We start from the raw sequence: 13,886 nt of genomic DNA on the forward strand, positions 1-13,886 counted from the left end.
CTGGAGTCCCTGATGTCCCTCCGTCCTCGCTGGGCGGCCCTGCCCGTGGTGCTGGTCGCGGTGTTCATGACCACGCTCGACTTCTTCGTCGCGAACGTGGCCGTGCCCTCGATCCGCGCCGACCTGGGAGCGGGCGACGCGGCGAGCCAGTTCGTGGTCGCCGGGTACGGGCTGGCGTACGCGGCGGGCCTGATCGTCTCGGGGCGGCTCGGCGACCTGTACGGGCCGCGCCGCCTCTTCGCCGCCGGGCTGGCCCTGTTCACGCTCGCCTCGGCGGCCTGCGGCGGCGCGCCGGACGCCGCCGCGCTCGTGCTCGCCCGGGTGGCGCAGGGCGTCGCGGCGGCGCTGCTCGCGCCGCAGGTCCTGACGCTGATCGGGACGCTGTTCCCGGGCGCGGGCCGGGCCAGGGCGTTCGGCTGGTACGGCACGGTGGTGGGCCTGGCCGGGATGAGCGGCCAGGTCGTGGGCGGGCTGGTGGTGGCGGCCGATCCCCTCGGGCTCGGCTGGCGGGCGTGCTTCCTGGTCAACGTGCCGATCGGCCTGGCCGCGCTGGCGCTGACCGGGCGGCTGGTCCCCCGCGTCACCGGGGCCGGGACGCGTGCGGGGCTGGACCTGCCGGGGGCGGCGCTGGTCGCGGCGGGGCTGGCAGGCGTCGTGCTGCCGCTGGTCCAGGGCCGCGAGGAGGGCTGGCCGCAGTGGACGTGGCCGTGCCTGGGCGGCGCGGCGCTCATGCTGGCGGCGTTCGTCCGGCGGCAGCGGCGGCTGGCGGCGACCGGCCGGGAACCGCTGCTGGACCTGGCGGTGTTCGGCGAGAAGGGGTTCACGTCCGGGCTGGCGGCGGTCGCGCTGCTGTTCGGCACGTCCGCGGGCCTGTCGTTCGTGCTCGCCCTCCACCTCCAGGACGGCCTCGGCCTCGGTCCCCTGGCCGCCGGGGCGGTGTGCACGGCGCTGAACGCGGGCTTCTTCCTGGCCTCGCCGCGCGCGGCCCGGGTGCCGCGCCCGGCCGGCCCGCTGGCGCTGCTGCTCGGGCTCGGGCTGCTCCTCCAGGCGGGGGAGTCGCCGTACCTGGTGGCGGGCGCGCTGCTGGTGGTGGGCGCGGGGATGGGGCTGATCATGTCGCCGCTGCTGTCGTCGGTCCTCGCGTCCGTACGCCAGGAGCGGGCGGGCGCGGCGGCCGGGGTGCTGGGGACCGTCCAGGAGACCGGCGGCGTGCTCGGCGGCACGATCACCGGCGCGGTCTTCTTCGGCTCCCTGGACGCCGGCTGGCCCGCGGCCACCAGGGCGGCCCTGCTCGTGCTCATCGTGGGCGCGCTGGGCGTGCTGGCCCACTCGGTACGCCGCCCGCGCCGCCCCCGCCGCCCCGAGCCGTGCCCGGCGATGTCCCTGGAGCCGAACCGCTGATCGCGGGGCCCGTCCAGGCCGTCAGCCGTACCGGCCGGCCGTGGGCGGGCGCAGGGCGGCGGCCAGGTCGCCGGCCAGGCGCGGCAGCTCGTCGGGCCGCAGCGTGGAGACCGTCAGCCGCAGCGCGGGCGGCGTGCGGACGCGGTTGCGGGCGCCGGGCGCGGCCGCCCAGCCGAGGGCCAGCAGCCGGGTGACGGCGGTGGTCTCGTCGGCGACCGGGACCCAGACGTTGAGCCCGCTGCGGCCGTGCGCCCGCAGGCCGCGCGCGGCCAGCGCGTCGATCAGGCCGTCCCGCCGCCCGGCGTACGCGGCGGCCACGGCCGCGGTGTCCACAGCCTGTGCACGCCACAGGTGGGCGACCGCGCGCTGCAGCAGATGGCTGACCCAGCCGGCGGCCAGCCGCTGCCGCCCGCGCAGCCGGTCGAGCGTGACGGGATCGCCGGTGACCAGCGCCAGCCGCAGGTCGGGGCCGAACGCCTTGGCCGTCGAGCGGGTGAGCAGCCAGCGGGTGGTCACGCCGGCCAGGGGATGGAGGGGGAGGTCCACCAGGCTCGCGCCGTGGTCGTCCTCGATCAGCACCACGTCGGGACGGGTGGCGAGCAGGGCACGCAGGTCCGCGGCCCGCCGGGCGGTGACGGCCGCGCCGGTGGGGTTCTGGGCGCGGGCGGTGATCACCACCGCTCGTACGCCCGCCCGCAACGCCCGGTCGAGCTCGTCCGGCAGCGGGCCCTCGTCGTCCAGCCGCATCGGGACCGGCCGCAGGCCCAGGGCGGCGACCAGGTCGAGCAGGGCCGTCCAGCCGGGGTCCTCGACGCCGATCGCGTCGCCGGGACGAAGGTGGGCGTTCAGGACGCGTTCCACCGCGTCGAGGGTGCCGGAGGTGATCGCCAGCGGCGCGGCGGGCACGCCGTCCGCGCGCAGACGGGCGGCGGCCAGCGAGAGCAGCTCCTCGTCGTCGCCCGTGCCGTACATGGCCGGACGCTGCTCGTGCGCCCTGGCGGCGGCGGCGAGCGCCTCGTGCAGCGGCGGCAGCAGGGCCGGATCGGGGTTGCCGTGCGACAGGTCGCGCACGCCCGGCGGCACCTCGATGCGGATCTCCTCGCGGGTCGTGGTGGCCGGGCGCGGCCGGACCCGCGTGCCGCGCCGGCCCGCCGTCTCGACGATCCCGCGCTCCCGCAGCAGCCGGTACGCGGCCGCGGCGGTGTTCGGGCTGACCTCGGCCGTGGCGGCCACCTCGCGCACGGGCGGCAGGTGCGTCCCGGGAGGCAGCAGGCCCGCGGACACGGCAGCCTCGACGCCCGCCGCGATCTCGCTGGCCGTCCCACCGACGATCCTGTATGTTTCTGACACAAAGTACATTATGTACTAATACAAAGCTGGGCGGGAGGGTTTCACGTGCTCATTCATCCCTGGGACGCGGCACGGGACGACGACGAGTGGCACACCTGGCTGGCCACCCGCGACTTCGGCCAGCTGGCCGCGAACGCCCCCGACGGCGGCCCGCCCGTCGTCGTCCCCACCCACTTCCTCTTCGACGCCGCCGCCGGGGAGGTGCTGCTCCACCTGGCCAGGCCCAACCCGGTGTGGGCGGCGATCGAACGCGATCCGGCGGTCCTGCTGAGCGTGCACGACGACTACGCCTACATCCCCGGCGGATGGCGGACGGGCGCCCCCGAGACCGGCGTGCCCACCAGCTATTACGCCTCCGTCCAGCTCACCTGCCGGGCCGAGGTGGTGGACGACCCCGAGGGCAAGGCCGAGATCCTGCGCCGCCAGCTCGCCCACTTCCAGCCCGACGGCGCGCACGGCGTCGTGGCGGCCGGCGAGGGGCCCTACCACCGGCAGCTGCCCGGCCTGCGCGGGCTGCGGCTGGCGGTGGTGGAGGCGCGCGCCAAGTTCAAGTACGACGGCCGCCATCCCGTCGAGGTCCGCGAGCGCGTCGCCGGGCTGCTGGCCGAGCGCGGCCGGCCGGGCGACGCCGGGGCCAGGGAGCAGCAGCTCAGGCGGATGGCCGACCGCTGAGGCAGGTGCGCAACATGCGGATGAGGGCCCGTTTCTCCCGGTGGGTGACGGTCAGCCCGTAGTGGTGTTTCACCGTGATCCAGGCCCGCGCGTACGTGCACCAGTACGACCTGCGCGGTGGCCGCCACGTCGCCGGGCTGCCGCCGGCCTTGTCCAGGTTGACCGACTCGCTGACGGCGATGAGCTCGGGCCTGGTGAGATCGTTGGCGAACGCCTGCCGCTGCTCGTCGGTCCAGGCGTTCGCGCCGGAGACCCAGGCGTTGGCCAGCGGCACGAGGTGGTCGACGTCGATCTGCTCCTCGCTGTGCAGGGTCAGGCCGTCGTACTCGCTGAACCAGGTGCCGTGGACGGCCTCGCAGTCGAGGTCGGTCGTCACGGACACGGCGTCACGCCGCAGGACGACCTCCCGCGTGTCGCACGCGCCCTCCGCCTCGGTCCAGGACGGCATGAACCGCTCGTGCGAGTACCCCCTCAGCGAACGCGCCTCGGCGACGACCAGCTCCCGCAACTCGCTCCGGGCCCGGACGACCGAGGTCGGCTCGGGCAGGACCAGGGGGAGCAGCAGCAGCGGCCACATGACGACGATCATGGATCCAGCATTAGCAGCCCACCCCTCGTTACTCCTAGTATTTGACAACTCACACAGAGCGATGTCGATGGAGAGGGTCCCACATGCAGTCGCCGGACGGTCCGGGCCGGGAGCAGGTGCTCGACTGGGTCGAGCGGGTGGCGGACTTCGTCTCCGAGGAGTGGGGGCTGGCCCCGATCACCGGCCGCGTCCTGGGCTGGCTGATGGTCTGCGACCCGCCCGCGCAGACGGCCTCCGACATCGCCGACGCCATCGGCGCGAGCCGCGCGTCCCTGACGACGACCATGCAGCTGCTGACGTCGATCCGGCTCGTCCACAAGCTGCGCAGGCCGGGGGAACGCAACGTCTACTACCGCATCGAGGACGACGCCTGGTCGAAGGTCCTGCGCCAGAAACTGGCCGCGTTCACGGCCTTCGACGCGCTGGCCGAGGAGGGCCTGCGGCTCGGCTGGACGGACGAGACCCAGACCGCCCGCATCCGCTCCGCGCACGACTCCATCGCGGCCGTCGCCACCGCTCTCGACAGCCTGTGGAAAACCGACGCGCCTGTGGATAACTAGCCGTCGGCGTCCGGATACTGGAAGACGTCGTCCAGGGGCACCCGGAACACCCGGGCGATCTGAAAGGCCACCTCAAGAGAGGGTGAATAGCGGCCCTGCTCGATGGCGATGACGGTCTGCCGCGTGACGCCGACCCGCTGGGCCAGCTCGGCCTGCGTCATCTCCCCGTGCGCGAACCGCAGGGCCCTGATGGAGTTGGTCACCTTGGTCGGTTTGCCCATGCCTACAGGCCCCTCCGGTAGGCGAGCAGCCGCAGCGGGGTGGCCACCAGAGTGGACAGGACGAGCGCGGCGTAAATGGCGTTGGCGATCCAGAAATGGTCGGCTTCCGCCATGGTCAGGCCAAGGGGGACCACCATGGAGGCGGCGAGCACGACGCCTCCGACATGTTGGCCGGAACGGTTGATTTCCCTGTCTCGCACGTCGCTCTTGTGACTCTCGCTGGGCTTCACGATCTCGACCACGATACGGCCCACGATCGACAGGACGATGCTGATCCCGATCGCCCACACCATCGGCGCGACATAGGGGACGGCGCTGACCGGGCCGTCGCCGGCCCGGCTCAGGATGACGATGACGTAGGCCACGTAGGCGCCGGCCGTCGCCACGAGATAGACCCAGGCGCCCTTTTCCTCGTACGACATCACAAGCACGGAAGGTAAAATAATCCAGACATCATGTCAATGATTTCCGACTTGTCCACCACTGTGGACAACCGTCCCCAACCTGTGGATAACTTCGCGCCCTCTGCGCGGGGAAACAGCCTGCACCGGGCGGGCCCGTCCACCATGCTTGCACCTGTCCCAGGACAGGAGGCAACCGTGCGCTACTTCCTTGAGGTGCCCCTCGACGACGGCGGCACCGTGCTCGTGGAGGTCAACGAGCGGCCCGGCGACGAGCCGCTTCCCGCCGGACGGACCCGCGCGGCCGTCGAACGCATGCCGGAGGCGCTGGGCGCGGGCCTCCAGCGCGTCCAGACCTTCGCCATCGACGTCCTGCGCCGCATGCGGTCATGCCCCGAGCCGCCGGATGTGGTCGCGGTCGAGTTCGGGATGAAGCTGACCGCCAAGGCCGGCGTGGTCGTCGCCGAATCGACGGGGGAGGCCCACCTCAAGGTCACCGTGGAATGGCGGAAACCGGAAGGCGGCTGACCCGGCTTTCCGCCAAGGCGTGACCAGGTCACGCCTTGATGGCCGTGCCCTGCGCCGAGACCAGCCGCCAGCCTGCGTCGGGGCCGACGGCGTACACGTGCGTGTACCGGCTGCCGGCGCTGAACGTGCTGCCATCGGGGTTCGTGAAGTTCATCCCCGTACGCCCCACGACGATCCCGACGTCCCCGATCACCCGCACGATGGCCTCGTCGGGGAACGAGTCGATCTTCGGGAACCGCAGGCTGCCCGACGTCACGAGGTCGAGCAGGACGTCCTTGCCGGCGACCGCGCCGTCCTCGACCCCCACCAGGACGAAGTCGTCCGCCAGCAGGTCCTTCAGGCGGTCGTGGTCGTTGGCCACCAGGGCGTCGAAGAAGCTCTGGTCCAGCTCGACCAGGGTGGTGCGGTGGGTGCTCACGGGGTCGTCCGTTCTCGTCGAGGTGCGGGCAACGAGGGTAGACGTTGACGCCGGTGACAAGGTCAAACCGTCAGGCCGCGAACCGCTTCAGCAGCAGCTCCAGCCTGCGTTCGTGCTGCTCGGCCGGCAGTCGCTTGCCGCGCATGAGCGTGACCAGCCCGTGCAGGGCGGCCCAGTAGGTCTCGGTGAGCAGGCCCAGATCCTCCCCCTCGCCGGCGTGCGGACGCAGCCCCTCGACCAGCTCGCCGAAGGCCGCATGCAGGGCCGCCGGAGCCTCCGGCGTGGCGAACGGCAGGTCGACGTTCTGGCTGAAGATGACGTCGTAGAGCGCCGGACGCCGCTCGGCGAACGCCGTGTAGGCCGCGCCGACGGCCGCGAGGGCGCTGCCGGCGTCCGGAGCCGCGGTACGGGCCGCGCGCAGCTCGTCCGCGAGGATCACGCACCCCTCCACGGCCACGGCCGCCATGATCGCGCCCTTGCCCTTGAAGTGGCTGTAGAGCACCGGCTGGCTGTACTCGATGCGCTCGGCCAGCCGCCGCGTCGTCACCGCCTCCCAGCCCTCGGCCTCGGCCAGCTCGCAGGCGGCCGTGATGATCAGCTTCTCGCGTTCCGCACGTTCGCGCTCCCGGCGCGCCTGTATCGACATGCTTGCGATCCTAGCATCGCTAGCGCTTCTGTCATCGTTCTGCTAGCGTCGTCCTCGTTCCTAGCAACGCTAGCTATTGGAGACGGACATGCTCACCACCCTTGCCTACGGCCTCGCCATCGCCCTCAACCTGCTGGTCGTGTTCATCGGCGCGCGCTTCCTGTTCGTCCCGGTCGCCGCGGCCGCCGGTTACGGCGTCCCCGCCAAGCAGGACGGCGACCGCGCCTACCTGACCATCAAGGGGCTGCGCGACGGCACGTACGGGCTGCTCGGCCTGGCCCTGCTGGCCTTCGTCGGCGCCCAGGCCGAAGCCTGGTTCATGCTGATCGTCGCGTTGCTGCCTCTCGGCGACACCCTGATCGTGCTCCGCAACGGCGGCACCAAGGCGGTCGCCTTCGGCGTGCACTTCGCGACCGCCGTCGCCCTCCTCGTCAACGCCGCCCTGCTCTTCGCCGTGTGACCCGGCGAACCCGGAGCTACCCCGCCGTCGCCGTCCGTACGTCCCGCTCGATCTCCCGCCGGGACGTGCGCAGCGGCGAGCACCACATGACCACCGGACCGGCCAGCATCCCGGCCGAGAACACGACAAGCGTGCCGCGCATGCCGATCCCGGCGGCCAGCGCCCCGGCGAGGACCGCGCCGACCGGCGTGGCGGCCCAGGTTAGCCAGCGGGACGTGGCCGCCAGCCGCCCCTGCATCTCCTTGGGCGTCAGAAGCTGCCGCAGACTGCGCTGGGTGCTCTGGAAGACTAGCGTGACGATGATCATCAACGTCCACGAGACGCCCACCACCAGCTGCCCGGCCAGTCCCGGCCCCACCAGCCCGATCGACCCGCTGCACAACGGGTACGCGAAGGCGGCCCCGAGCAGCACGCGCGGCATGCCGTACCGCTCGGTGAGCGGCCCCCCGATCGCCCCGGCCGCCAGCCCGCCGGCCATGCTCACCCCGAACACCAGGCCGGTCGCCAGGCCCGACCAGCCGAGCTCCCGTACGACGTAGTTGACCTCCAGCGCGCTCAGCCCGGCGATGCAGAAGCTGACCGTGGCCATGTAGAGCACCAGCGGCCCGATCACACGATGGCGGACGACGTACCGCAGCCCCTCCGCGATCTGCTCGCGCAGCCGAGGGGCCCGCTCCTTCCGCTCCGGCCTGGCCTCCGGCGACCGGATCAACGCCAGCGCGAGCGCGCCCACCAGATAGGACAGCGCGTCGGCGAGCACCGCCTTGGCCGGCCCGAACAGCGAGATCAACACCCCGCCGATCGGCTGCCCCGCCATCCCCGCCACCGTGACCGTGCTGGTGAGCTTGGCATTCCCTTCCATCAACCGCTCAGGCCCGAGCAACGTCAGCGGGTACGTCTGGTAGGCGGGCGTGAAGAACACCTCACACGTCGCGACCACCAGCGCCACGGCGTAGAGCTGCCCGAGCGTGAGCCCTCCGGCCGCGGCCGCCAGGGGCACCGTCCCCATCGCGCACCCGGACACCAGGAACGCGACGATCATCACCGGCCGCTTGCGCCACCGATCGCTCAGGGCCCCCGCCGGCAACGACGCGAACAGCACCGGCAACCGCCGCGCCGCCGTCAGCAGCCCGAGCTCCACCGGCGAGGCGTCCAAGACGAGCCCCGCGACCAGGGGTAATGCCAGATAGGAGATCTCGTTCCCGAGCGAACTGGTGGTCTGGCTGCCCCACAGGAGCACGAAATCCCGCTGCCGCCACAACGACCCCGCCCTCGACATCCGCGACATTCTGCCACCGCGTGCCGGTGGTGAAGGCCGGTTCCGGTACTAGCTCGCCAACCACCCGAAGTCCGGCGCCGGGACGTCGAGAACCACCCCTTCACGGACGTGCCAGCATCGCGCCCGGCCGCGCTCGTCGGTGACCACGAAGATCCCCCGCGGACGGTCTCCGTCCTCGTCCACCGGCGGCAGGGCGGCCAGTCGCTCGACCTTGGCCCGGATCTCGTGCAGCGCGCCCTCTCTGACGTCGCCCCCGTAGAACAGGTAGAGCGTCCAGTTGAAGGACTTCGTCGGCCACGCCCAGCCGCCGGAGTAGGGGTCGTCGTCCGCGATGACACGCTCGGCGTCCGGCTTCTGGGCGAATCCCAGCTCAAGCCACCCTCTGACCGAGACGAACATCCCCATGCACCCGATCCTACGAACGCCCTGCGGACCGCCCCAGCCTCATCGACCCGAATCTGGGGCCTTTCCTCATCAGCGCGATCACTGATCACCAGCGCGGCTTGCCAACTCTGGCGGCAGCTGCCAAATGAGAATCGCCCATTGGGCACCCTCGGGCGCCTCGACCTTGACGCTCCGGACAGCCGCGTCGTCGGGGATCATGCTGACGCGCACACCGCCAGGCTCGATGGAGCACTGATGAGGGAGCTGAGTTCTGCCTACGCGGACGATTATCGTCCCGCTCGCTCCAACGCAGTCCACCTCAAGGCGAAACGATGCTCTCATCTTGAGCTTCGTGGTCCAGCGGTCAGTCCGCCCCTGCTCATCGACATGATGAAGCAACACCTTGCCTTTGGCGCTTTTCGTAAGATCCGCGAGCGCGCGATTGACAGGGGGCGGATCGATCGAGAAGCGAGGCGGCGACTCCCCTTCCTGTCCTGAAAACGAAATTGCACAACCGGCCAGGAGCGACGAGACGACGGCAATGGCCGCAACGTATCTGCGCATATCACCCTCAGTTGATCAAGCCGCGCCAATGCTACGGCAGGTCCGCTCCGTAGCCTGCTGGGCGGTAATCAGGAATCCAACGTATTGCTATCGCCGACGGTTGCAATGCGTACGCGGACGGGGTGCCGTACACCTCAATCGACGGAACGAGGGGAAGCGATCATGGCCACCTCATATGGAGCGGCCGCGGCCATCCTGAACAGCGACAGCAGATGGATCGCCTACATCGACGCGGCCAACCTCTACTACGGGATCTGCGAGAGTGCGGGCCCCGACTACTGGCGTGTGGACGTCGTCAGAATGTGCAACCAGGTACTGAAGGCGTACAACGGCAAGCTGATCAGGGTGAAGTACTTCACCACCGCGCTGAGCGGCCAGGCCGGAGTGGATCAGAAGCAGTTCGAACAGGACAGCATCCGCGTCTACGGCAAGCAGTTCCAGCCGTTCATGGGGAAGACCAAGTACGACGACAAGACCGGCAGCTTCAAGGAGAAGCAGGTCGACGTGCGGCTGGCGGCGCACTTGGTCGGTGACCTGTGCACCAAAGCGTGCGAGGCGGCGCTGGTGGTGAGCTCGGACTCCGACCTGGCCGCGGCGATCGGTGAGGCCAGGTACTACGCGCCGGGCAGGACCATTGTGGCGGCTCATCCCGACGGCGTGCCTTCCGGCGCCTACACAGACGTCGTCGACGAGGCCATCCCGATCGACGCCGGCATGTACAGGAACGCCGCACGCCTGGACGTGACGCTCACGAAGTACCGCAAGTAGGAGGCGAGCCCGCGCGCTCCCGCCGTTCCGCCCGAGACGAGCAGGCCCTCAGCCGGGTCAGTGGTCGTAGGGGATCGAGTGATGGGCCCGCCGGCGGATCGTTCGACCCGCCCATCATTCGACCTCGCCCAGCGCCGCCGCGCCCCCAGCCGATGTCAATGCGAATCGATCACTGGCACCTGGAGACTGACACTCGTGGCGGCACATTGATGGCAAACACTCAAAAGGCCGTCCCCCGATCTCCGGGAAACGGCCTCTGCATTGAGAAACTGTGGGGCTACCAGGACTTGAACCTGGGACCTCTTCCTTATCAGGGAAGCGCTCTAACCGTCTGAGCTATAGCCCCGCACACCGAACGGTATCGCATTCGCCTCTTGGAGGCGAACCAGTTGTTCGGACGAGAAAAGCTTACCGTGTCCGACGGGCTGCTCGTGCCGTACCAGCCACCCCGGTACGGCACGAGCCCCCGCCCGAACCTGTTATTCGGCCTCGCTGAACGTCACCTCAACGCCCCCGACCAGGTCGGAGGCGATGTTGTAGATGACCGCGCCCAGCGTGGACAGAGCGGTGATCAGCACCACGTTCACGGCGCCGATCAGCGCGGTGTACCCGAGGATGCGCACCGGCTCGAACCACGAGGCGATGTTGATCGGGATCGAGCTCTGTCCCTGCTCACCCTTGCCGAGCTGGTTGACCAGGTCGACGAGTGAGTCGAACACCCCCAGGGCCGACAGCACGCCGTACAGGACGGCCACTGCCACGAAGAGCACCACGAAGCAGACCAGGGACACCACGAAGCTGAACTTCATGGCCGACCACGGCTCGATGCGGCGCAACACCAGGTGTGCCTTGCGGGGCAGCCTGGACCCCGCGTTGTTCGACGACTTCTTCTTGGGCATCTCGACGGGCGGAGGTGCCTCACTGGTGAGCGACGGACGGAGGCGCACCGTCTCGTTGCCCTCCGCCTGCGGCTCGTCCTTGGAGCGGGGCTGAGCGGCGGCGCCCTTCGCGGGCGTCCTGTCCTGCTCGCCGTCGACCGAATTGAAGATTTCCGGCTCAGTGGACTTCTTCGGCTGCTGTCCGTTACCCGACGCCGCCTGGGCTCTGGCGGTGCCACCCTGGGCGCTCATGATTTACTCTCCTCCCCCGTCTTCCTCATTCTCCACCGGAGTCTCCATCGACTCCGCGTTCCGGGCGAGGGCAACCACGCTGTCGCCTTCGGCGAGGTTCATCAATCGCACTCCCATGGTCTGGCGGCCGGACTGCTTGATCTCGCCGGCACTCGTCCGGATCACCCCGCCGGCGGACGTGATCGCGAAGACCTCGTCCTCTGGGTTGACCATGACGGCTCCGACCAGCTTGCCACGGGAACTCACGATTTTCGCAGTCAGCACGCCCCTACCGCCACGTCCTTGAACTGGATACTGCTCCACTGGCGTCCGTTTTGCGTACCCAGCCTTCGTGGCGATAAGCACATCTTGACCGTCGGCGATCCGATTCATGGCGAGAAGTTCGTCTCCTTCGAGGAACCTCATGCCGATGACACCGCTGGTCGCGCGGCCCATGGGCCGCAGCGCCTCGTCGGAGGCGGTGAACCTGATCGACTGCGCGCCCTTGGAGACGAGCAGCAGATCGTCGGTCTCGGAGACCAGGCGGGCGCCGATGACCTCGTCGTCCTCGCGCAGGTTGATCGCGATCAGACCGCCCGACCTGGGGGAGTCGTACTCGGACAGGCGCGTCTTCTTGACCAGGCCGCTGCGCGTGGCGAGCACCAGGTAGGGGGCGACGTCGTAGTCGCGGAGGTCGAGAACTTCCATGACTGTTTCGTCGGGCTGCATGGCCAAAAGGTTCGCGAGATGCATGCCACGGGCGTCACGCCCGGCATCAGGCAGCTCGTACGCCTTGACCCGGTACACCCGGCCCTTGTTCGTGAAGAACAGCAGCCAGTGGTGCGTCGTGGTGACGAAGAAGTGGTCGACGATGTCGTCCTGGCGCAGCTGGGCGCCGCGCACGCCCTTGCCGCCCCGCTTCTGCGCCCGGTAGAGGTCGGTACGGGTGCGCTTGGCATAACCGCCGCGGGTGATCGTGACGACGATCTCCTCCTCGGCGATGAGGTCCTCGATCGACATGTCGCCGTCGTAGGCGATGATCTCGGTCTTGCGCTCGTCGCCGTAACGGTTGACGACCTCGGTCAGCTCGTCGCCGATGATCTCGCGCTGGCGGGCCTCGCTGGCCAGGATCGAGTTGTACTCGGCGATCTGGGCCATCAGGCCGTCGTACTCGTCCTGGATGGCCTGCCGCTCCAGGGCGGCCAGCTTGCGCAGCTGCATGTCCAGGATGGCCTGCGCCTGGATCTCGTCGATCTCCAGGAGCCCCATGAGGCCCTGCTGGGCGTGCGAGGCCGACTCCGAGGCCCGGATGAGGGCGATGACGTCGTCGAGCCGCTCAAGGGCCCTCAGCAGCCCGCGCAGGATGTGCGCGCGCTCCTCGGCCTTGCGCAGCAGGTAACGCGTCCGGCGGACGATGACCTCGACCTGGTGGGCCACGTAGTGGCGGATGAACTGGTCGAGCCGCAGCGTGCGCGGCACGCCGTCGACCAGCGCCAGCATGTTGGCGCCGAAGGTGTCCTGGAGCTGGGTGTGCTTGTACAGGTTGTTGAGCACGACCTTGGCGACCGCGTCGCGCTTGAGCACGATCACCAGGCGCTGCCCGACCCGCGAGGAGCTCTCGTCGCGTACGTCGGCGATGCCCGAGAGCTTGCCCTCGCGCACCAGCTCGGCGATCTTCAACGCCAGGTTGTCCGGGTTGACCTGGTACGGCAGCTCGGTGACGACGAGCGCCTGCCGGCCCTTGTCCTCCTCGACCTCGACGACCGCGCGCATGGTGATCGAGCCGCGCCCGGTGCGGTACGCGTCCTCGATGCCCCGGCGTCCGACGATCAGCGCCTTGGTCGGGAAGTCGGGCCCCTTGACCAGCCTGATCGAGGCTTCCAGCAGCTCCTCGTCGTCGGCCTCGGGGTTCTCCAGGTACCACCGGACGGCGGCCGAGACCTCGCGCAGGTTGTGCGGCGGGATGTTGGTGGCCATGCCGACCGCGATGCCGCCCGAGCCGTTGACCAGCAGCTGCGGGAACCGCGCCGGCAGGACGTCGGGCTCCTGCGACTTGCCGTCGTAGTTCGGGCGGAAGTCGACGGTGTCCTTGTCGATGTCGCGCAGCATCTCCATGGCGATGGGCGCGAGCTTGCACTCGGTGTACCGCATCGCGGCCGCCGGGTCGTTGCCCGGCGAGCCGAAGTTGCCCTGCCCGTCGACCAGGGGATAGCGCAACGACCACGGCTGGGCCAGGCGGACCAGCGCGTCGTAGATCGAGGTGTCGCCGTGGGGATGGTAGGTGCCCATCACGTCGCCGACGACGCGGGCGCACTTGAAGTAGCCGCGGTCGGGACGGTAGCCACCGTCGTACATCGCGTAGAGCACCCGCCGGTGCACCGGCTTGAGACCGTCGCGCACGTCAGGCAGCGCCCTGGACACGATGACGGACATCGCGTAGTCCATGTAACTGCGCTGCATCTCGGACTGGATGTCCACCGGTTCGATGCGGTCAGCCGGGGGAGTGGTGTTCACGTCCGTCACAGGTTTAGGTCCT

The 13,886-nt window shown here is 70.0% G+C and carries 17 protein-coding genes and 1 tRNA gene; 6 read left to right on the forward strand and 12 right to left on the reverse strand.

Annotated elements, in window-relative coordinates; all coding sequences use genetic code 11:
- Nucleotides 1–12 precede the first annotated feature (12 nt).
- Nucleotides 13–1,401, forward strand: a complete 1,389-nt coding sequence (locus ACIBK9_RS04370; protein WP_397155087.1) for an MFS transporter — start codon at nt 13–15, stop codon at nt 1,399–1,401.
- A 21-nt stretch (nt 1,402–1,422) separates the two neighbouring features.
- Here ACIBK9_RS04370 and ACIBK9_RS04375 read toward each other — a convergent pair whose 3' ends face one another.
- Nucleotides 1,423–2,751: an aminotransferase class I/II-fold pyridoxal phosphate-dependent enzyme gene (locus tag ACIBK9_RS04375; RefSeq protein ID WP_358291168.1), complete on the reverse strand. Its 1,329-nt coding sequence runs from the start codon at nt 2,749–2,751 to the stop codon at nt 1,423–1,425.
- 45 nt (nt 2,752–2,796) lie between these two features.
- Here ACIBK9_RS04375 and ACIBK9_RS04380 point away from each other — a divergent pair, with 45 nt between their 5' ends.
- Complete coding sequence (locus tag ACIBK9_RS04380) at nt 2,797–3,423, forward strand: FMN-binding negative transcriptional regulator (RefSeq protein WP_397155089.1); 627 nt, start codon at nt 2,797–2,799, stop codon at nt 3,421–3,423.
- On the opposite strand, the gene ACIBK9_RS04385 is transcribed toward ACIBK9_RS04380, so the two are convergent.
- Nucleotides 3,401–4,012, reverse strand: coding sequence for an HNH endonuclease family protein (locus ACIBK9_RS04385; protein WP_397155091.1), 612 nt, complete (start codon nt 4,010–4,012; stop codon nt 3,401–3,403). The genes ACIBK9_RS04380 and ACIBK9_RS04385 overlap by 23 nt on opposite strands.
- Before the next feature lie 83 nt (nt 4,013–4,095).
- Between ACIBK9_RS04385 and ACIBK9_RS04390 the strand changes: the two genes are divergently transcribed.
- Complete coding sequence (locus ACIBK9_RS04390) at nt 4,096–4,572, forward strand: transcriptional regulator (RefSeq protein WP_358291173.1); 477 nt, start codon at nt 4,096–4,098, stop codon at nt 4,570–4,572.
- Here the strand turns inward: ACIBK9_RS04390 and ACIBK9_RS04395 are convergent.
- Nucleotides 4,569–4,793 (reverse strand): helix-turn-helix transcriptional regulator, encoded by a 225-nt coding sequence (locus tag ACIBK9_RS04395; protein ID WP_352324570.1) that lies wholly within the window; start codon nt 4,791–4,793, stop codon nt 4,569–4,571. The genes ACIBK9_RS04390 and ACIBK9_RS04395 overlap by 4 nt on opposite strands.
- A gap of 2 nt (nt 4,794–4,795) precedes the next feature.
- The gene (locus ACIBK9_RS04400; protein ID WP_397155094.1) at nt 4,796–5,215 is read right to left on the reverse strand and encodes a hypothetical protein; all 420 of its coding nucleotides are present in this window, start codon (nt 5,213–5,215) and stop codon (nt 4,796–4,798) included.
- A gap of 177 nt (nt 5,216–5,392) precedes the next feature.
- On the opposite strand from ACIBK9_RS04400, the gene ACIBK9_RS04405 reads away from it, so the two are divergent.
- Complete coding sequence (locus tag ACIBK9_RS04405) at nt 5,393–5,722, forward strand: CU044_2847 family protein (protein WP_397155096.1); 330 nt, start codon at nt 5,393–5,395, stop codon at nt 5,720–5,722.
- 28 nt (nt 5,723–5,750) lie between these two features.
- On the opposite strand, the gene ACIBK9_RS04410 is transcribed toward ACIBK9_RS04405, so the two are convergent.
- Nucleotides 5,751–6,140 (reverse strand): YybH family protein, encoded by a 390-nt coding sequence (locus tag ACIBK9_RS04410; RefSeq protein ID WP_397155098.1) that lies wholly within the window; start codon nt 6,138–6,140, stop codon nt 5,751–5,753.
- Nucleotides 6,141–6,210: 70 nt separating this feature from the next.
- The gene (locus ACIBK9_RS04415; RefSeq protein WP_397155100.1) at nt 6,211–6,786 is read right to left on the reverse strand and encodes a TetR/AcrR family transcriptional regulator; all 576 of its coding nucleotides are present in this window, start codon (nt 6,784–6,786) and stop codon (nt 6,211–6,213) included.
- A gap of 88 nt (nt 6,787–6,874) precedes the next feature.
- Between ACIBK9_RS04415 and ACIBK9_RS04420 the strand changes: the two genes are divergently transcribed.
- Nucleotides 6,875–7,246 (forward strand): DUF4267 domain-containing protein, encoded by a 372-nt coding sequence (locus ACIBK9_RS04420; protein WP_387671810.1) that lies wholly within the window; start codon nt 6,875–6,877, stop codon nt 7,244–7,246.
- 16 nt (nt 7,247–7,262) lie between these two features.
- On the opposite strand, the gene ACIBK9_RS04425 is transcribed toward ACIBK9_RS04420, so the two are convergent.
- The 3 genes from ACIBK9_RS04425 to ACIBK9_RS04435 all read right to left on the reverse strand — a co-directional run bounded on the left by ACIBK9_RS04425 (nt 7,263) and on the right by ACIBK9_RS04435 (nt 9,473).
- Nucleotides 7,263–8,525, reverse strand: a complete 1,263-nt coding sequence (locus tag ACIBK9_RS04425; RefSeq protein WP_397155102.1) for an MFS transporter — start codon at nt 8,523–8,525, stop codon at nt 7,263–7,265.
- 48 nt (nt 8,526–8,573) lie between these two features.
- The gene (locus tag ACIBK9_RS04430; RefSeq protein WP_397155104.1) at nt 8,574–8,930 is read right to left on the reverse strand and encodes a hypothetical protein; all 357 of its coding nucleotides are present in this window, start codon (nt 8,928–8,930) and stop codon (nt 8,574–8,576) included.
- A 78-nt stretch (nt 8,931–9,008) separates the two neighbouring features.
- Nucleotides 9,009–9,473 (reverse strand): hypothetical protein, encoded by a 465-nt coding sequence (locus ACIBK9_RS04435; RefSeq protein WP_397155106.1) that lies wholly within the window; start codon nt 9,471–9,473, stop codon nt 9,009–9,011.
- A gap of 162 nt (nt 9,474–9,635) precedes the next feature.
- On the opposite strand from ACIBK9_RS04435, the gene ACIBK9_RS04440 reads away from it, so the two are divergent.
- Nucleotides 9,636–10,241, forward strand: a complete 606-nt coding sequence (locus ACIBK9_RS04440; RefSeq protein ID WP_397155108.1) for an NYN domain-containing protein — start codon at nt 9,636–9,638, stop codon at nt 10,239–10,241.
- Nucleotides 10,242–10,513: 272 nt separating this feature from the next.
- On the opposite strand, the gene ACIBK9_RS04445 is transcribed toward ACIBK9_RS04440, so the two are convergent.
- The 3 genes from ACIBK9_RS04445 to gyrA form a co-directional block, all read right to left on the reverse strand.
- Nucleotides 10,514–10,587 (reverse strand) — tRNA-Ile (locus ACIBK9_RS04445).
- A gap of 133 nt (nt 10,588–10,720) precedes the next feature.
- Nucleotides 10,721–11,371, reverse strand: coding sequence for a DUF3566 domain-containing protein (locus tag ACIBK9_RS04450; RefSeq protein ID WP_387671803.1), 651 nt, complete (start codon nt 11,369–11,371; stop codon nt 10,721–10,723).
- Between the two features lie 3 nt (nt 11,372–11,374).
- A complete protein-coding gene (gyrA, locus tag ACIBK9_RS04455; RefSeq protein WP_358291198.1) occupies nt 11,375–13,873 on the reverse strand; it encodes a DNA gyrase subunit A in 2,499 nt (832 codons plus the stop codon).
- Nucleotides 13,874–13,886 lie beyond the last annotated feature (13 nt).

The sequence above is a fragment of the Nonomuraea sp. NPDC050227 genome (genome assembly GCF_044459705.1).
GTDB lineage: Bacteria > Actinomycetota > Actinomycetes > Streptosporangiales > Streptosporangiaceae > Nonomuraea.